At 72.2% G+C, this 16,994-nt stretch carries 15 protein-coding genes; 8 read left to right on the forward strand and 7 right to left on the reverse strand.

Annotation, left to right across the window (positions count from 1 at the left end; all coding sequences use genetic code 11):
* From EZM51_RS11070 to EZM51_RS11085, 5 genes are read right to left on the reverse strand one after another with little or no spacing between them, the layout of a single operon-like run.
* Window positions 1-1,044 carry a Gfo/Idh/MocA family oxidoreductase gene (locus EZM51_RS11070; RefSeq protein ID WP_169053873.1) on the reverse strand — a complete coding sequence of 348 codons (1,044 nt, stop codon included), beginning with the start codon at window positions 1,042-1,044 and terminating at the stop codon, window positions 1-3.
* Window positions 1,041-1,889 (reverse strand): amidohydrolase family protein, encoded by an 849-nt coding sequence (locus EZM51_RS11075; protein ID WP_169053874.1) that lies wholly within the window; start codon window positions 1,887-1,889, stop codon window positions 1,041-1,043. Before EZM51_RS11075 ends, EZM51_RS11070 begins: the two co-directional genes overlap by 4 nt.
* Window positions 1,886-2,980 carry an enolase C-terminal domain-like protein gene (locus EZM51_RS11080; protein ID WP_169053875.1) on the reverse strand — a complete coding sequence of 365 codons (1,095 nt, stop codon included), beginning with the start codon at window positions 2,978-2,980 and terminating at the stop codon, window positions 1,886-1,888. Before EZM51_RS11080 ends, EZM51_RS11075 begins: the two co-directional genes overlap by 4 nt.
* On the reverse strand, window positions 2,977-5,451 hold the full coding sequence (locus tag EZM51_RS20570; RefSeq protein WP_169053876.1) for a hypothetical protein: 2,475 nt from the start codon (window positions 5,449-5,451) through the stop codon (window positions 2,977-2,979). The genes EZM51_RS11080 and EZM51_RS20570 overlap by 4 nt, the downstream gene beginning before the upstream one ends.
* A 47-nt stretch (window positions 5,452-5,498) precedes the next feature.
* Window positions 5,499-6,287: an IclR family transcriptional regulator gene (locus tag EZM51_RS11085; protein ID WP_169053877.1), complete on the reverse strand. Its 789-nt coding sequence runs from the start codon at window positions 6,285-6,287 to the stop codon at window positions 5,499-5,501.
* 207 nt (window positions 6,288-6,494) lie between these two features.
* On the opposite strand from EZM51_RS11085, the gene EZM51_RS11090 reads away from it, so the two are divergent.
* Genes EZM51_RS11090 through EZM51_RS11110 form a run of 5 tightly spaced genes read left to right on the forward strand, consistent with a single transcriptional unit; the run spans window position 6,495 to window position 11,902 of the window.
* A complete protein-coding gene (locus tag EZM51_RS11090) occupies window positions 6,495-7,589 on the forward strand; it encodes an alcohol dehydrogenase catalytic domain-containing protein (RefSeq protein ID WP_211195885.1) in 1,095 nt (364 codons plus the stop codon).
* Between the two features lie 32 nt (window positions 7,590-7,621).
* Window positions 7,622-8,908, forward strand: coding sequence for an extracellular solute-binding protein (locus EZM51_RS11095; protein ID WP_169053878.1), 1,287 nt, complete (start codon window positions 7,622-7,624; stop codon window positions 8,906-8,908).
* Window positions 8,905-9,840: a sugar ABC transporter permease gene (locus EZM51_RS11100; protein WP_136708314.1), complete on the forward strand. Its 936-nt coding sequence runs from the start codon at window positions 8,905-8,907 to the stop codon at window positions 9,838-9,840. The genes EZM51_RS11095 and EZM51_RS11100 overlap by 4 nt, the downstream gene beginning before the upstream one ends.
* Window positions 9,837-10,733: a carbohydrate ABC transporter permease gene (locus EZM51_RS11105; RefSeq protein ID WP_136708315.1), complete on the forward strand. Its 897-nt coding sequence runs from the start codon at window positions 9,837-9,839 to the stop codon at window positions 10,731-10,733. The genes EZM51_RS11100 and EZM51_RS11105 overlap by 4 nt, the downstream gene beginning before the upstream one ends.
* Complete coding sequence (locus EZM51_RS11110; protein WP_169053879.1) at window positions 10,733-11,902, forward strand: SGNH/GDSL hydrolase family protein; 1,170 nt, start codon at window positions 10,733-10,735, stop codon at window positions 11,900-11,902. The genes EZM51_RS11105 and EZM51_RS11110 overlap by 1 nt, the downstream gene beginning before the upstream one ends.
* Here the strand turns inward: EZM51_RS11110 and EZM51_RS11115 are convergent.
* Together EZM51_RS11115 and EZM51_RS11120 are read right to left on the reverse strand one after the other, a co-directional pair.
* Window positions 11,860-12,099, reverse strand: a complete 240-nt coding sequence (locus EZM51_RS11115) for a hypothetical protein (protein WP_136708317.1) — start codon at window positions 12,097-12,099, stop codon at window positions 11,860-11,862. The two genes, EZM51_RS11110 and EZM51_RS11115, sit on opposite strands and share 43 nt — an antisense overlap.
* A 59-nt stretch (window positions 12,100-12,158) precedes the next feature.
* The gene (locus EZM51_RS11120; RefSeq protein ID WP_136708318.1) at window positions 12,159-13,187 is read right to left on the reverse strand and encodes a YafY family protein; all 1,029 of its coding nucleotides are present in this window, start codon (window positions 13,185-13,187) and stop codon (window positions 12,159-12,161) included.
* Between the two features lie 60 nt (window positions 13,188-13,247).
* Between EZM51_RS11120 and EZM51_RS11125 the strand changes: the two genes are divergently transcribed.
* The 3 genes from EZM51_RS11125 (at window position 13,248) to EZM51_RS11135 (ending at window position 16,969) form a co-directional block, all read left to right on the forward strand.
* Window positions 13,248-14,252, forward strand: a complete 1,005-nt coding sequence (locus EZM51_RS11125; RefSeq protein ID WP_248305598.1) for an ATP-binding cassette domain-containing protein — start codon at window positions 13,248-13,250, stop codon at window positions 14,250-14,252.
* Between the two features lie 41 nt (window positions 14,253-14,293).
* Complete coding sequence (locus EZM51_RS11130) at window positions 14,294-15,112, forward strand: ABC transporter permease (RefSeq protein ID WP_136708319.1); 819 nt, start codon at window positions 14,294-14,296, stop codon at window positions 15,110-15,112.
* Window positions 15,113-15,289: 177 nt separating this feature from the next.
* Complete coding sequence (locus EZM51_RS11135; RefSeq protein ID WP_136708320.1) at window positions 15,290-16,969, forward strand: NAD(P)/FAD-dependent oxidoreductase; 1,680 nt, start codon at window positions 15,290-15,292, stop codon at window positions 16,967-16,969.
* Window positions 16,970-16,994: the final 25 nt, after the last annotated feature.

Genomic DNA, 16,994 nt, shown 5'->3' on the forward strand with positions numbered 1-16,994 from the left:
TCAGTCCTCCAGTGGTGGCAGTTGCGGCACGTCGCGGAATCCGCCGGATTCGGCGGCGTGCAACAGGGTTTCGATGAATGCGACCGTCGCGGCCGCGGGCCGGATGGGCGCCGGGTTCTCGACGGCACCCGAGAGCAGGTGCACGAATGCCCGCACCGGCTCGCGCGCCGGATACGCCGGCTCGTCGTGCCGCGGTCCGACGGTGAGCGAGCCCACGGCCGTTTCGAGCCTGGCGGTCGCGTGCAAGAGGTCGTGCGACACCGTTCCCCGCGTGCCCAGGAATCGCACGCGGTGCCGCATGGGAGCGCCCGGCTCGAGTGCACCGGTCGACACGGCCGCCCCCATGACCGCGCCCGCAAGCCGGAACACCGCCGCGTCATCGACATCGACGGCCAGCCTCCGGTCCGATGTGAGGGCCGCCACCGTCTCCGCCTGCCGGCCGGTGGCGTACATCGCCGACGCGACGGCGTGCGTGAGCTGCGTCGATGCCTGGCCGCCGCCGGTGCGCGCCGAGTACGCCGACCGTTCGTCCGCGGCATCCGTCGTGGCGTACCGCGCACCGGCCGCCGAGGCGAAGTCGATCGAGACCTGCACCAGTTCGCCGATCTCGTCGGCCACCCACTCGCGCGCGATTCGGGCCGCGCGCGAGTACTCGGCGGTGTACCCGACCGCGAGCACCCCGCCCGTCGCCTCGTGCCGCCGCACGAGGTCGAACGCGTCGGCGGCCGTCGTGGCCAGCGGCTTCTCGATGAGCACCCCGATCCCGGCATCGATCAGGTCGCCGGCGATCGCGTGGTGGGTCGAGTGCGGCGTCGCGACGACTGCGCCGTCGAGGCCGACCGCCGTGACGGCTTCGAGATCGTCGGTCCCGAGCGGGACCGCGAACTCCGTCGCCGCCTTTCTCGCGCGGCCGGGATCGGCGTCGACGACGGCGACGATCTCGGCCGACCCGCGGGCGGCCAGCTCGGCGAGCGCCGGCAGGTGATGCGCGGTCGCCCACCAGCCGGCGCCGACCACGGCGATGCGCGGCGCATGCGGACTCACGATGCCGCCGCCAGTCCGAACACCCGCGCCGCCGTGCCGCCGAGCACCGCGTCGAGCGCAGCCGCGTCGAGGAACCGGCACTCCGTGCGAACGGCTTCGAGCGCCTGTCGATAGCCGATGCCGTGTTTCTCGCACACGGGGTAGTCGGAGCCCCACATCAGCCGGTCGGGGCCGAAGGCGTCCACGATCGCCTCGAACCGTTCGAGCGCCGGAGCGAACGGGAATCGCCAGGGCTCATCGACGAGGTGGTGGAACCCCGACGCCTTGAGGAGGATGTTCGGCCTCGCGGCCAGCGTCAGCAGGCCGTCGAGGGCGACCTCGTCGGTGACCAGCCCCTGGTGGTGCAGCACGATCGTCAGGTCTGGCAGCTTCGCGGCGAGGGCGAGCACCGAGCTGTGCCAGGCGGGCGGAGCGTGCACCCCGACCACGAGGCGCGACCGCTCGGCGTGCCTCCACGCCGAGAGCGCATCGTCCGAGAGCAGGTGTCCGTCGTCGTCGCCGCGAACGTAGTGGGCGACGCCGCGGAACGGTCCGGCGTCCGTGATCCGGGCCAGTCGGTCGGACATGCCGGGCGTCCCGTACGAGGGACTCCAGAACGAGTCCAGGTCGGCCACCGCGGTGTAGCGGTCGGGGTCGGATGTCGCGAGCCGGGCGACATAGGCATCGTCGTCGTCTTCGGGCGTCCCCGATGCTCCGAGGTTCGCGGCGACCACGACCGCATGGTCGATGCCGTGCCGCTCGAGCACGTGGTCGAGCATCGGCGCCGTGCCCCGGGTGGTCGCATCGGGGACCTTCGGGTCGTAGGGCCAACTGGGCCACGCATGGCAGTGGGCGTCGACGATCACGCGAAGCCCGCCGCCTGAGGGGTGATGCCCACGCCCGGCGCGTCGGATGGCGCGGGCAGGTCGGCGCCGTCGACGCCGAGGAGCACCTCGACGAGCACATCCGGGGCCAGCGCCGCCGCGAGGTGCAGCGCCCAGGGCTGGTTCCCGGCGGCGTGCGGGGCGACCACCAGCCCGGCATCCGCCGCCAGCCTCGCCGCGGCCGTCGAGACCCCGATGCCGCCGCACCACGTGACGTCCATCTGCACGATGTCGGCGCATCCCTCGACGAAGCGCCGAAGGTCGGCGAGGGAGAACAGGTGCTCGCCGCCGGCGATGCGCACCGGCTGAGCGGAGCGGCGCAGCTCGGCGTACCCCTCGAAGTCCCTCGGCGGCAAGGGCTCTTCGATCCAGGCGATCCCGAGGTGGTGCAGTCGCTCGATCGCCCTCAGCGTGAACGAGATGTCCCAGGACATGAAGGCGTCGACGGCGATGGGCGTGTCGGCCGGTACGTGCGCGCGCACCGCCTCGACGTCGGCGACGAGGCGGTCGAGGCCCGCGACCCCGTCATGCGGTCCCCAGGCGGCGGGCACCTTCACCGCCTCGGCGGTTGCGACCATCTCGGCGTCGAGCGAGTCGATGAGGAGACCGCCCGGCACCGTGAGGTAGTGGCGGAGCGGGGTGGCCACCGAACCGCCGAGCGCGACGGTGAGGGGCACGTCCAGGCGACGGGCGTGCAGGTCCCAGAGGGCGAGTTCGACCGCCGAGACTCCCATCGCGGCGATGCCCCCGTCAGCGTACGGTTGCGTGGCAGCGCGCAGCTGCGCGACCCGCAGCCCGATCTCGCCGGGATCCCGGCCGACGACCAGGGCTCGCAGGTGTTCGGCGATCAACGCGGCGGTCACGGCGCCGCCACGGGACTGACCGACGCCGAAGACGTCTGGGTCGTCGGTCCGCAGGAGCACCCACACGAGGTCGGCTCCGGGTCCACGCCAGCTCGAACGCCGTTCGGCGAACTCGGGGAATCGCGACATGGGGGTCGAGATGCGCTGCCGATCGAGCCAGGTTTCGGTGGAGTACGGCTGGGTGCGCACCAGCACCTCGGTGACGATCATGCCGGCACCGCCTCGGCAGGGTGGTCGGCGGCGTGCCCGGTCGGCGGCGCCGGGGCGAGCACCGGATCGCGCCAGGCGACGGTGAGCGTCCCGGTGACACCCTGCAGTCCCAGCCGGTCGCCGTCTCGATCGGGCGCGACGGACCGACCCGCCACCTCGATCCGGGCTTCGGCCGCGGTACCCGGCGGCAGGCGCAGCTCGACGGCGGCGTCGACGAGGCCGCGGAGCTCGAGGGCGCGCGTCATCGACGCCGGGGACGGCGCCAGTTCGCGGCATCCGACCCTGCTCGCGGCATCCTGACGCACGAGCGCACGGCACTCGAGCCGGAACGATCGATCGAGTTGATAGGTCGCGTCGCCTCCGTCGAGCCAGGCGTCGCGCCCGACGAGGATCGGGGCGCCCCCGGGGAGCCGCAGCCTGACCCGCGTGGTGGTGTCGGTCTGGTGCCCGCTGAACCAGAGCGCGTCGCGATGCCGGTGGATGCCGATCACGACGCGGCCGCCGTCGGGCGTGCGCAGTTCGTGCGAGACCGATGGCCCCACCAGGCCCACCGCATCGCGCAGCAGCGCGCCGGCATCCAGCGCCGGTGCCCCGCCGCGCGCCGAGGCCACTTCCGGCGCGCTGCCGCGGATCCAGATCGCGGTGCCCCCGCCCGGGTTCGGCCGATGACGGCTCGCGTAGGCGGCTGCTAGACCGAGCGCATCGATTGCCGTTGCGAGCACGGCGGCACCCGCGGACTGCTCGACGATCGCGCCGCCGCTCAGGGCGGCCGTGTGCGTCAGGGCGGCGCGTTCCACCTGCGCGCCGAGATCACGGCCGAGGCCCGCGTCCGCCGCCAGCGAGAGCACGAGGTCCCCCTGCACGCCGGAGCCGGCGGGGCCGGACGCGCCGGTCTCGGGCGTCGAGAGGCCGAGCAGCGCCAGCGCCCGCGGCGAGCGCCCGACGAGCGTCCCGTAGGCCACGACGTGGCCTCCGCTCGCGACGTGGCGGGCGAGGTCCTCGGCGACGGCGTCGGTCAGCGCCCCGGCGGGCACGACGAGCACGCGGTCGTCGAGCGCGCCGGCGTCGAGCGCGCCACGGAGGTCGTCGGTCGACACCACGGTCGACATCGGCAGTCCCGCCGAGATGGCGGCGGCCGCAATCGCGTCTTCGGCGAACGCCTGCGCCGCCGAGTCGGGCTCGCGCACCGCACGCTCGTGGATCTCGCGGAACGGGTACACCCAGACGACCGGCCCCGCGGAATCCGGCGGAGTCTCGCGAGCGCGTCGGATCGCACCCGACACCTCGCGGGCGCAGCGTTCGTCGAGCACGCCGCGAGCGGTGTCGACCGTCAGGATGTTGACCTCGTCAGGTGGCTGCACCCTGCCGGACCGGGTCACGCGGCTGACCGCCAGGGGCAGGTCGATGTCGAACGGCTCCCGACCGTAGAAGTCCCACCACGGCTGCTGCCAGAACCAGGGGTCGTTCGCGTAGAACCGGAATCGATAACCGGGTGCGCCTTGGGGCAGCATCGCGATGCGCGAGAGGTACCCGGCGATCTCGATGCCGAAGTCCTCGTTGAGCGGGCCCCAGGGCGAGTTCGGCGGCGGGCCGGTGATGATGCCGCGTTCGTACACCTCGAGCGCGGGCACGCCGTCGGCGCCGAGATCGATGCCCGTCGAGTGGTTGGTGCCGCGCACCTCGATGGGGAACGCGCACTCGCGTGCGAGGTCGTCCCAGAACGCGAGCGCCGCCGACCGCAACCGCGGAAGCCGCTCGGCGTGGAAGGCGTCGCCGTCGAAGGCGGCCCCGAGCTCCGACCATGGGAAGGCGCTGAAGCCGAATCCGTTCGAGAGCCAGAGCCCGTCGAACCCGATGGCCGTGAGGTACGCCTGCGCCTGACGCCCGAGGAAGGTGCCGAATGACGTGCCCTCGGGGATCCCGTCGGGGAATGCGGCGTAGTCGCGGCTCTCGGCGGCGAGGGTCGCCGAGTGCTGCACCATGCGGATGACCGGGCCGATCCCGGCGTCCGAGCCGCTCGCGACGATCTCGGGATGCCGCCGGTACTTGAACGCCGACGGCGCGAACTCGGGGCCGGGGTCGAACGTGGCCACGATGGTGGTCGGATGCCCCAGCCGCTCGCCCTCCTCGCGCAGCACTCGCACGATACGGCGGAGGTCCGCGTAGTCGAGCACCGGCGGATCCTCCCGATACGGGATGCCGACGCGATCGGCGGTCTTGACGTGCCCGTACGGGTCGGCATCGGTGTTGCAGAAGCCGATGAAGCGCGCCCAGTCCACCGGGTCGGCGTCGCGGCCCGCCCAGTCGAGCAACTCGCTTCCGTCGGCCACCCACAGCATCACCGACCACGCGTCGGCATCGTCGAGGAGGACGTGCCACTGCCGGAACATCTCGCGCGCGACGGCACGGACGGATGCCTCGTCGAACGACGGGAACGGCTTGAGCGACATCTCGAGTGTGACGCGTCGCAAGCGCGGGCGCACCTCGGATCCGGATGCCGCGACGGGAGGCATCGCGTTCACGAGACGGCCGTGGCCTCACCCAGCCGCACGCCCAGCTGCTCCGCCGCGGACTGCAGCGCGGCACGGGCGCGTTCGACGTGCTCGTCGTCGAATCGGTGCACCGGACCGCTCACCGAGATCGAGGCCACGACGTCGCCCTCGCGAGTGCGAACGGGCACCGCGACGCAACGGATGCCGAGGACGTATTCGCCGAGGTCCTCCGCGTAGCCGCGCTCGCGGATGGTGGCGAGCTCGGCCTCGAGGGCGTCCCGATCGGCGAGGGTCTGCGCGGTGAACTGTTCCAACGGCCCCGACGCATAGAGCTTCCTGATCTCGTCGCCGGACCGGCCGCTGAGCAACGCCTTGCCCAGGCCCGTGGCGTGGCACGGCAGCCTCGCGCCGATGCGCTGGTCGAACACGAGCGGGTGCGAACCCGGCACCTTGGCGAGGCAGACCTGGTCGGTGCCCGACAGCACCGCGAGCCGTACCGTCTCGTCGACCGCGTCACGCACCTCGGTGAGATAGGGGCGAGCTCGCTGGGTGAGGCTCTGCGCGAGGTCGTACGCCTGGCCTACCTCCCACGCCCGCAGGCCGAGCGACATCCGCAGCTCGTCGTCTCTCTCGACCCACCCGCGGTCGACGAGCACGCTCACCACGTGATGCACGCTGGACTTGGGCAGGCCCAGGCGAGAGGCGATCTCGGTGAGCGAGAGCGCCGACTCCGCATCGGCGAGCAGTTCGAGGATGCGCAGGGTGCGCAGGGCAGCGGGTGCGGCGGGACCCCGCGCGTCGAGCCGGTCAGACATCATCATCCGTTCGAGATATCGAATAGTGGTTGCAGCGATGGAACAGCGAGCACAGGCTAACCTCCCGCGCCCGCCCCTGTCCAGCCGACTCCGGTAGCGACCGGCGGTGCGTGAACCGCCGCTTGCAGCGGCACGCGACGCGCGCTACGCTCGGCGAAGTTCATTCTGAGGAATTCCAGTTCCGAATTTGGAACAGAAGGAGAGTCGATGACGACGCCGATGACCGGCAGGCGGCCGAGCATATCCCCCGCGGCCGACCCGTCGCCGACGGCGATGCGAGCGCTGGTGCTCGCCGAGTTCCGTCGGATGACGGTGGAGCAACGTCCCACCCCCGAGCCGGGGCCGGGCGACGTGCGCCTCCGAATCGTGGCCACCGGCATCTGCGGCTCCGACGTGCACGGGTTCACCGGAGAGAACGGTCGCCGCAGCCCGGGTCAGGTGATGGGGCACGAGGCGGCCGGCATCGTGGACGCCCTGGGCGCCGGGGTCGAGTCGCCGGCGGTCGGTACGACCGTCGTCGTGCACCCCACCATCTCCTGCGGGCGATGCCGCAGCTGCCGGATGGGGCACGACCACCTCTGCGCCGAGCGCAGCGTCATCGGCGTCGATCCTGATCGATCGAGCACCTTCGCCGACTACCTCGTCATTCCGGCCGCGAACGCGGTGCCGTTCGCGGGCTCGCCGGACCACGGCGCGGTCGTGGAGCCGCTCGCGGTCGGGTGGCATGCGGTCAACCGCGGCCGGCTCGAACCCGGCGAGAACGTCGTCGTCATCGGGGGCGGCCCCATCGGGCAGGCCGTGGCGCTCGCCGCCGCACGGCGCGGGGCGGCGCGGGTCACCGTGACCGAGCCCGTGGCCACCCGGCGAGCGCTGGTGGCGCGGCTCGGCGCCGAAGCGATCGATCCCGATGACGCGGCAGCCTTCCACGCGCTGCCCGGCGCGGACCTCGTGGTCGACGCCGTCGGCGACGACCGCTCGTTGCGCGCCGCCCTCGAGCTCGCCGTGCCCGGTGGTCGCTGCGTGCTCGTCGGCATGGCGTCGCCCCGCCTCGAGGTGGCGGCCTACGACATCTCGACCCAGGAACGCGCGGTGGTCGGTGCGTTCTGCTACACCGCCGAGGAGTTCGCGGAGACCGCCCGGTGGGCGGCATCCGCGCCCGACCTCGTCGACCCGCTCGTCTCGGCGACGATTCCGCTGGAGGAGGCGCCGGCGATGTTCGGGCGCCTCGCCGACGGGGCTCCCGTGGCGGGCAAGGTGCTCATCGGCATGACCCGGGGCGCGGCATCCGCCGTGACTCGCTGATCCGCAATCACACCAGTCCAATGGAGGACACCATGTCACACCGAACCCTCATCCGCCTCGCGGCCGTCGCCACGGCGGCGACGCTCGCCGCCTCCTTGGCGGCGTGCGCGTCCGGCGATGCCGCCGCCGGCGACGACCCGGGGTCGCTCGGCGGCACGCTCACGCTGGCGACGTCGAGTGAGGCCGGCATCTCGCCGCTGCTGCCCGACTTCGAGTCCGACACCGGGGTCGAGGTCGAGACGACCTTCGCGGAGGCAGGCGCGCTCGGGGAGCAACTCACGATCCAGCTGAACGCGGGCACCGCACCCGACCTCTTCCGATCGGCCCCCGGTCGGGCGGCGCCGTCGGCGGTGCTGAACCTCGTCGACGCCGGCAAGCTCCTCGACCTCTCCGGACAGCCGTGGGCCGAGCACGTGCCATCGGCATTCGCTCCCCTCCAGGAGGCCGACGGCAAGCTCTACGCGTACCCGACCTTCGGCCAGGCGATCCTCGCCTTCTACAACGTCGCCGCATTCGATAAGGCGGGCGTCGAGCCCCCCACCACGTGGAGCGAGCTCATCGACGTGCTCGACGCGCTGAAGGCCGCCGGCGTCACCCCGCTCTCGTTCGGGTTCGCCGACAACTACGTCACCCAGTTCCCGACGTACGCGCTCGCGTCCTCGCTCGTCAACGGACTCGAGCCCGACTTCTACGACGAGCTCGCTTCCGGCGAGACCTCCTTCGCCGAGTCCGACGGCTGGCGTGAGACCTTCGAGAAGCTGTTCTCCCTGATCGACGACGGCTACACGAACGCCGACCCGCTCGGCACGCCCGGCGACCCCGCGATGCAGGCCGTCGGCACCGGCGAGGCGGCGATCGTCATCATGCCGTCCGGCGCTGCGCCCACGCTCGTGGGCTTCGTGCCCGACGGATGGGACGGCCTCGGCGTCTTCGCGCTGCCCGCGACCGACGACCCGAGCGAGACGTTCATCCCGTTCAGCCCCGACTACCTCGTCGTGAACGCGGACGCGAAGAACCGCGATGCCGCGCTCGCCTTCCTCGAGCACATCTCGGACCCCGACCGCGCGTCGGAGCTCGCCGAGGCGCAGGGCGCCATCCCGGCGCTGAAGAACGCCACGCCGATCGACAACCCGGTGAACGAGTCGATCCGGAGTTACCTGCAGGAGGAGCACACGTCGCCGTTCCAGAACCACATCTGGCCGGGCGGCCAGCTCGCGGCGGCGATGATGGCCGGCATCCAGCAGGTCATCCAAGGCGAGAAGGACGTCGACGGACTGCTGGCCGACATGGACGCGGCGTACGCGGAGATCACGGGATGACCGCGGTGCTGTCGCGGGGCCGGTCGGACGCCCCGGTGCGGTCCGTGCCGGGGCGGCCGGCTCCGCGGCGGCGCCCGACCGTCGCACCGACGTGGTTCCTGCTGCCGGCCCTGGTCGTCTACGCCCTCGTCGTGCTGTACCCCAGCCTCGCAGGCAGCGTGCTGGCGTTCACCGATCGCAGCGGGTTCGATCCCGGTGAGTGGGTGGGCCTGGCGAACTTCGAGAAGCTCCTCCGCGACGACGCGGCGCGGGCTGCCCTGACGAACACCGTCGCCGTCGCCGTCGTGATCACGGTCGTGCAGACCACGCTGGGACTCCTGCTCGCGCTCGCGCTCAATTCCGCGATCCGGGCGCGGAACCTCATGCGCACGCTCTTCTTCGCGCCGATGATGCTCTCGCCGATCATCGTCGGCCTGCTCTGGCAGTACATCTACACGCCAGGCGGGCCGCTCGACTCGACGCTCGAGGGACTCGGCCTCGGATTCCTCACCCGCAGTTGGCTCGGTTCGGATGGTGCGCTCTGGGCCATCGTCGCGAGCATCATCTGGCACCACGTCGGCATCGTCATGGCCATCTACCTCGCGGGGCTGCAGAGCATCCCTCCGGAATTGACCGAGGCCGCCCAGGTCGACGGGGCCGGTGCGGTGCGCCGGTTCTGGTACGTCACGAGGCCGCTCCTCGGCCAATCCACGACGATCGTGATCGCGCTCACCCTCACGGCATCGTTCAAGCTGTTCGACCAGATGTTCGTGATGACCGGCGGCGGGCCAGGGGTGTCGACCCAGACGCTGTCGCTCGTCATGTACCAGCAGGCGTTCGTCTACGGCGAGTACGGCTACGGCACCGCGATCGCGCTCGTGCTCACGATGATCGTCGCCGCCGTCGTGTTCGTGCAGCTTTCGATCACCCGCCGAGGGGAGCACCAGGTATGACCGCCGTGCCCGACACGTCCATCGCACCGGCAGCGGCCGACCGCGACCCCCGCCGACCGCGGCGCCCGCGGCTCCGCAACGGATACGGGCGCCCCGTGCTGGAACTGGTGATGGTGGCCCTCACCGTCGTCTACCTCTTCCCGCTGTACATCCTCGTGGTCACGTCGTTCAAGCGCCCGGTCGACGTCGCCGGAAACCCCGTCGCACCGCCCCCAGACCTGTACCTCGGCAACTACGAGACCGCGTGGTTCGGCGCCGACCTCGGCCGAGCCATGGTGAACAGCGTGGTGATCACGTCGCTGAGCATTCTCGGCGCCGTGGTCATCGGCGCCATGGCCGCCTACGCCATCGTGCGCGGAAGCCGACGTTGGAGCACGCCGACGTTGATGCTCTTCCTGCTCGGCCTGATGATCCCGGCGCAGCTCGGCATGGTGCCCCTCTACATGCTGATGCGCGACCTGGGCCTGCTGCAGACCTACTGGTCGGTCATCATAGTCAACACGGGCGCACTGATGCCGATGACGGTGTTCCTCTACGCGGGATTCCTGCGCACGCAGTCACCGGCGTACGAGGAGGCCGCTCGCATCGACGGCGCCACCTGGTGGCAGACGTTCTGGCGAGTCGTGTTCCCGCTGCTGCGCCCCGTGACCGGCACGGTCGTCATCATCAACGCGATCAACGTCTGGAACGACTTCCTGACGCCGCTGCTGTACCTCTCGGGTTCGTCGAGTCGCACACTGCCGGTTGCCGTGTTCTCGTTCCGCGGCGAGTACGCGAGCGAATGGGGCATCATCTTCGCCGGGCTCGTGATCGCCGCCCTGCCGGTGCTCATCGTGTACTTCTTCCTGCAGCGGCACATCATCCAGGGCTTCGGCGGCGGGCTGAAGGGCTGATGCGACCGGTCGCCGACAACCCGCACCGACTCGTCCGGGTCGGCTCTGGTGGCAACGCGGTCGAGGTCGAGGGTCCGTTGAGCACCCGACGGGTGCATCGGGTGCGAGCGGATGTCGCGGCGCCGCGCCTGTACTTCGCGAACCGCGTGAACGAACTCGGGCGGTCTCGGCCGGGCACCGCCGAGCTCACGATCGGCGTCGAGGTGACCGTTCCGGTGGAAGCCGTGCTGGACGGCGCAGTCGGCCCGCGCCCGGACGCGAACACCGCGCGGCTTCCCGTGACGTTCGCCGGCCGTGCATCGATCCGTCTCGGGCCCGGCGCCGCCGGGTGGTCGGATCCCCTCCCCGTGCGACTTCGCGCCGGCGACACGATCTCGACCGTCACGGTGGTGTCGGCCGAGCACGGACCCGTCCCGCTCGGGTCGGCCTCGGACTCCCGAGCCCACGAGGGCGTCGTGCGGGGCGACGCCCGCGGCTCGGCGTTCCCGCCGTCGACCGGCTATGGGTACTCGCCCTGGCTCATCGCGGGTGAGCCGGATGCCTCGCACGCGCCGTTCCTCGTCATCATCGGCGACTCGAATGCCGTCGGATACGGCGACCGGCGCGGCACCGCCGACCACTTCGGCTGGGTCGCCCGCGGCCTCGAGCCGTGGTGCGATGTCGTGAACCTGGCGGTGAGCGGCGCGGTCACCGCGTGCGGCATCGCATTCGACCTCCCCGGCGGCTTCCGGCCGGAGGTCGCGATCGTCGCGCTCGGCACGAACGACCTGCAGGGCGGTGCGGATGCCTCCGCACTGCGCGAGCGGCTCGGGACCGCGTGGCGACGTGCCCTCGATCTCGCCGGCGAGGTCGTCGCCGCGACGATTCCGCCGTTGACCGCGAGCCGTGACGGCTGGTCGACCCTCGGCGGCCAGGTGCCCGTCGCCTCGCCATCCGCGCGCCCGGACGTGAACGACTGGATCCGCTCCCGCCCCGCGCCGCTCAGCGGACTGATCGACCTGGCGGCGGCGGTGGAAGGACCCGGCGGCAGATGGCTCGACGGGATGACCGCCGATGGCGTGCACGCGTCGCCCACCGGCCATGCCGCAATGGCCGAGGCGGCCCTCGCCTGGCTCCGCGCCCGGCCTCACTCACGCACGCCGTCGCGCCCCGCTCGCTCACCCGCCTGAAGGACCGCCGCGATCGCGAGCAGGCCGGCTCCCAGCACCACGGCGCACCCGCCGGCGACCACGATCGTCGTCGAGGTCGTCACCGCGGCCTCGGCGCCCGAGAAGGCCGTCGCGAACGACCGCGTCGCCCACCCCACCATCAGCGCCGCCAGTCCGCCGATCAGCGCGCCGACCCCGACGCTCCCCGTGATCCCCATTCGACACCTCCTGAACAGGGATGTCCGGCAGGGCGGCGATGGTCTCAACATCGGCGGCGTCAGTCCCGCCCGCCCACAGCCGGACCGCGGCCCGCCGCTGCCGCGAACCGCTCCGCCTGCTCGGCGAGGAACTCGAGCACCTCGGGCGGCCCTTCGACGCGATAGCGGGTGCCTCGGGGCACCCACATGAGTGCCATCGCGAGAATCTCGATGTAGTCGGCCTCGAGCGGCCACACCGAGCGCGACGGCCCATCGGCGACGACGTCGCGCCCGTACCGGCCGAGATGCTCGACGAGTTCCTCGCGAGGCATCTCGACGATCACACGGGCCGTCACGCTGCGGTCGCGATGCCGCAGCGCCCGCTCGACGCGTTCGCGGGCCTCGTCGTCGGTGAGCGGCTTCGGCTCGAAGCGCACCCGGGTCGGGAAGAGATCGGCCATCCGGTCGAGGCGGAACGTGCGCCAGTCGTCGCGCTGCCGGTCCCATGCGAGCAGGTACCAGCGCCGCGCGACGGGCACGAGCCGGTACGGCTCGACGACGCGTGCCGACGTCTGGCCCGAGGCATCCGTGTAGCCGAAGCGCAGCCGCTCGGCGTCGCGGCAGGCCAGCGCGAGCGCGCCGAGCAGTTCGGTGTCGATCTCGGGCGTGGGCCGACCGACCGTGCCGTCACGACCGGATGCCCCGCCACCAGGCCCGACCCCGGGCGTCGCGTGCGAGGCCAGCGCGTCGATGCGACGCCGCAGCGGGGCCGGCAGCACCTGCTCGATCTTCGCGAGCGCGCTGAGCGTCGTGTGCTCGGCCCCCCGGAGTCCCGCCGTCGCCTGCGAGCGCAGCCCGACCGCGATCGCGACGCCTTCGTCGTCGGTGAGGAGGAGCGGCGGCAGGCCCGTGCCCGCCTCGAGGCGGTATCCGCCCGCGCTCCCGCGCATCGACTCGATGCCGTAGCCGAGCTCGCGGAGGCGCTCGACGTCGCGGCGCAGGGTGCGCTCGCTGACGCCGAGCCGGTCGACGAGTTCGCGCGCCGACCAATGACGGTGGCTCTGCAGCAGGGAGAGGAGTTCGAGGGTCCTCGAGGTGGTGGCGGCCATGTCTCAAGTATCTCGTTCATCCGGACAGGAAGTGACCGGATGCCTCGGAAGACTGGCGACATGACGAACCACACGCACTCCGCTCAGATGATCACCGCCCGTGGCCTCACGAAGACGTTCCGCTCGAAGGGGCAGACCGTCGAGGCCGTCCGAGCCGTCGACCTCGAGGTCGCCGACGGCGAGCTCGTCGCCTTCCTCGGCCCGAACGGCGCCGGCAAGTCGACGACCCTCCGCATGCTCACCACGCTGCTGCCGCCGACGAGCGGGGAGGCGAGCGTGGCCGGCTGCGACATCCGCCACGATCCGGCCGGCGTGCGCCGCCGCATCGGCTACGTCGGACAGGGCTCGTCGGGCGGGCACACCCAGCGCGTGCGCGATGAGTTGCACGCCCAGGGCGCGTTCTACGGCATGGGCCGCCGCGAGACCCGCGCGCGGGCCGCCGAGCTCATCGAATCGCTCGAGCTCGGTCAGGTCGCGAACCGCCAGGTGCAGGCGCTGTCGGGCGGACAGAAGCGCCGGCTCGACATCGCGCTCGGGCTGATCCACCGGCCCGAACTGCTCTTCCTCGACGAGCCGTCGACGGGCCTCGACCCGCACAGCCGCGCCAACCTCTGGGACCACATCGTCGACCTGCGCCGCAGCACCGGCACGACGATCTTCCTCACCACGCACTACCTCGACGAGGCCGACCAGCTCGCCGAGCGCGTCATGGTGATGGATCACGGCGCCGTCATCGCCGACGACACCGCGTGGGCGCTGAAGTCGTCGCTCGCCGGCGACCGGGTGACGCTCGAGTTCGGATCGGCGACGGATGCCGCGGCCGCCGCATCCCGCATCGGCGGCGCGATCGACGGCGCCGTCATGACCGTCACCGCGCAGGGTGGCGACCGCGCCCTCCCGCGCTGGATCCGCGAGCTCTCGGACGCGGGTCTCGAGGTGGTGGCGGCCACGCACCGCCAGCCCACGCTCGACGACGTGTTCCTCGCGCTCACGGGCCGGAGCCTCCGCGAGGAGGCCGCCACGCCCGTGCCCGAGCCCGCCGTCACCACCGCCGCCGCCGCCTGACGCCCGGCGCAGTCAGACCACCGAACCGAAGGGACCACATCATGACCACCACCGCCACCACCAGCAGCACCACCGCCACCACCGGCCCCGCGGCATCCGTCCGCCCCACCGGGTTCGCCCGCGACACCGCCACGGTGTTCGTGCGCGAGTCCCGCCCGCTCGTGCGCGACCCGTTCAGCGTGATCTTCTCGCTCGTGCAGCCGCTCGTCTTCCTCGGCCTGTTCGGCCCGCTGCTCATCGGCGCGGCCGGCGGCGACGTCGCCGGCACGCTGCAGTGGTTCGTGCCCGGCATCCTCGTGATGGTCGCCCTGTTCGGCACGGCCTCGACGGGCGCGAACCTGCTCTTCGAGATGCAGACCGGCTCGCACGAGCGCACGCTCGTGGCGCCGCTCTCGCGCAGCGCCCTGCTCGTCGGCCGCGCGCTCAAGGAGGTCGTGCCGCTCACGATCCAGGGCACGATCGTGGTGCTCGTCGCGGTGCCGTTCGGGTTCCGCCTCGACGTGCCCGGACTCGTCGCGGGGCTCGCGGTGCTCGCGGTCTTCGGCATCGGGTTCGGCGCGCTGAGCTACACGCTGGCGCTCTCGTGCCGCAACCGCGACTGGATGTTCTGGATGGTGCACCAGACGCTGCTGTTCCCGCTGATGATCCTCTCGGGCATGCTGCTCCCCCTCGAGGACGGCCCCGACTGGATGCAGGTCGCCGCGGCCGTGAATCCGCTGAGCTACCTCGTCGCCGCCGAGCGCGCCCTGCTCGCGGGCGACCTCGGCAGCCCCGACGTGATCGGCGGCATCATCGCCGCGGTCGCGACCTGCGCGGTCGGCGTGTTCGTCGGCGTTCGGGCGATGCGCCGGGCGAACTGACGGCGCTCAGCGAGGGGCGAGCGGATGGCGCATCCGCTCGCCCTCATCGCGCGGTTCACAAGTCGAAGGAGAGTTGCGTGACACGCCGGGGCAGCGCCGGCGTGTCACGCAACGTCTCCTTCGACTCGGCGAATCGCGCGGGCGGATTGCCAGCAAGCGGTCGTCTACGCTCGTGGGATGTCCCAGCCCCACGACGTCGTGATCATCGGCGGCGGCCACAACGGCCTCACCGCCGCCGCCTATCTGGCCCGCGCCGGACGATCGGTGCTCCTTCTGGAACGCGACGACCACCTCGGCGGCGCGGCCGTTTCGGCAGAGGCGTTCGACGGCATCGACGCCCGGCTGAGCCGATACTCCTACCTCGTGAGCCTCCTGCCCCGACGCATCATCGACGACCTCGGGCTCGACGTGCGGCTCGTGCGCCGCCGCTTCTCGTCGTACACGCCCGACCCGCGCGACCCCGAACGGGGCCTCCTCGTCGACGTCGAAGCGGATGCCGCTGCCGCGCGTGAGGCGTTCGCCCGGGTCGGCGCGGACGACGACGCCGCCGCGTGGCAGGCGTTCTACGCCGACACCGCCCGCGTCGCGCAGGCGCTGTTCCCGACCCTGACGGAGCCGCTGCCGACCCGCGCGGAGGCGCGCGCCCTGGTCGCCGACGACCGCGTGTGGACCGCATTCGTCCGGCAGCCCCTCGGACGCACCATCGACGCACGCTTCGCCGACGACCTCGTGCGCGGCGTGGTCGCGACCGACGGGCTCATCGGCACGTTCACCGACCTCGACGACCCCGCGCTCGACGCCAACCGCTGCTTCCTCTATCACGTCATCGGCGGCGGCACCGGCGATTGGGATGTCCCGGTCGGCGGCATGGGGTCCGTGACCGGCGAGCTCGCGCGCGCCGCCCGCGAGGCGGGAGCACAACTCGTCACGGGCGCCGAGGTGCTCGCGGTCGACCCCGACGGACGCGTGCGTTACCGTCTCGGCGGCGCCGAGCACGAGGCATCCGCCCCCACGCTGCTTGCGAACGTGGCCCCCGCCGTGCTCGAGATGCTGCTCGAGGCCGGCACGACGGCGTTCCCTGAGCCCGTCGAAGGGAACGCCATCGCCCCGCGCGACCAGCACCCGTTCTCGCCCGACGGCCCGCTCGCCGTGCCGCCGGTCGTGCGCGCGCGGCTCCGCCGGCTCACCGCCCCCGAGGGCGCCCAGGTGAAGGTCAACCTTCTCCTCACCCGCCTCCCCCGCCTGCGCGACACCGAGGTCGCGCCCGAGGCGGCGTTCGCCGGCACCTTCCACATCAACGAGCTCGAATCGCAGCTCGACGCCGCGTACCGCGCCGCCGCCCGCGGCGAGATCCCGTCGCCGCTGCCGTGCGAGATCTACTGCCACACCCTGAGCGACGCGTCGATCCTCGATCCCGAGCTCGCGGCATCCGGCGCTCACACGCTCACGGTGTTCGGGCTGCACGTGCCGCATCGCCTGCTCGAGCGGTTCCGCAACGACGAGCTGCGTGAGCGGCTGCAGGCCGAAGTGCTCGCGTCGCTGAATTCGGTGCTGGCCGAGCCGATCGAGGACGTGATCGCCACGGATGCCGCGGGCCGCCCCTGCATCGAGACGAAGACCACGCTCGACCTCGAGCAGGCCCTCCGCATGCCGGGCGGCAACATCTTCCACGGGCCGCTCTCGTGGCCGTGGGCGGAGGATGACGCCAGGCTCGCGACGCCGGCGGAGCGGTGGGGGGTGGCGACGCGGCATCCGCGGATCCTCATCTGCGGCTCGGGCGCGGTGCGCGGCGGCGCGGTGAGCGGCATCGGCGGGCACAACGCCGCGATGGCCGTGCTCGAGGCATCCGTCGCCTGAATCGGAACGTCGGCGTCCCGAGCGG

Source organism: Agromyces sp. H66 (genome assembly GCF_004959775.1).
Taxonomy (GTDB): Bacteria; Actinomycetota; Actinomycetes; order Actinomycetales; family Microbacteriaceae; genus Agromyces.

Bases quoted from the DNA above. Each gene is read 5' to 3' on its own strand.
- EZM51_RS11080 (WP_169053875.1), bottom strand. From the start codon at position 2,980: ATGATCGTCACCGAGGTGCTGGTGCGCACCCAGCCGTACTCCACCGAA.
- EZM51_RS11085 (WP_169053877.1), bottom strand. From the start codon at position 6,287: ATGTCTGACCGGCTCGACGCGCGGGGTCCCGCCGCACCCGCTGCCCTG.
- EZM51_RS11090 (WP_211195885.1), top strand. From the start codon at position 6,495: ATGACGACGCCGATGACCGGCAGGCGGCCGAGCATATCCCCCGCGGCC.
- EZM51_RS11095 (WP_169053878.1), top strand. From the start codon at position 7,622: ATGTCACACCGAACCCTCATCCGCCTCGCGGCCGTCGCCACGGCGGCG.
- EZM51_RS11100 (WP_136708314.1), top strand. From the start codon at position 8,905: ATGACCGCGGTGCTGTCGCGGGGCCGGTCGGACGCCCCGGTGCGGTCC.
- EZM51_RS11105 (WP_136708315.1), top strand. From the start codon at position 9,837: ATGACCGCCGTGCCCGACACGTCCATCGCACCGGCAGCGGCCGACCGC.
- EZM51_RS11110 (WP_169053879.1), top strand. From the start codon at position 10,733: ATGCGACCGGTCGCCGACAACCCGCACCGACTCGTCCGGGTCGGCTCT.
- EZM51_RS11115 (WP_136708317.1), bottom strand. From the start codon at position 12,099: ATGGGGATCACGGGGAGCGTCGGGGTCGGCGCGCTGATCGGCGGACTG.
- EZM51_RS11120 (WP_136708318.1), bottom strand. From the start codon at position 13,187: ATGGCCGCCACCACCTCGAGGACCCTCGAACTCCTCTCCCTGCTGCAG.
- EZM51_RS11125 (WP_248305598.1), top strand. From the start codon at position 13,248: ATGACGAACCACACGCACTCCGCTCAGATGATCACCGCCCGTGGCCTC.
- EZM51_RS11130 (WP_136708319.1), top strand. From the start codon at position 14,294: ATGACCACCACCGCCACCACCAGCAGCACCACCGCCACCACCGGCCCC.
- EZM51_RS11135 (WP_136708320.1), top strand. From the start codon at position 15,290: ATGTCCCAGCCCCACGACGTCGTGATCATCGGCGGCGGCCACAACGGC.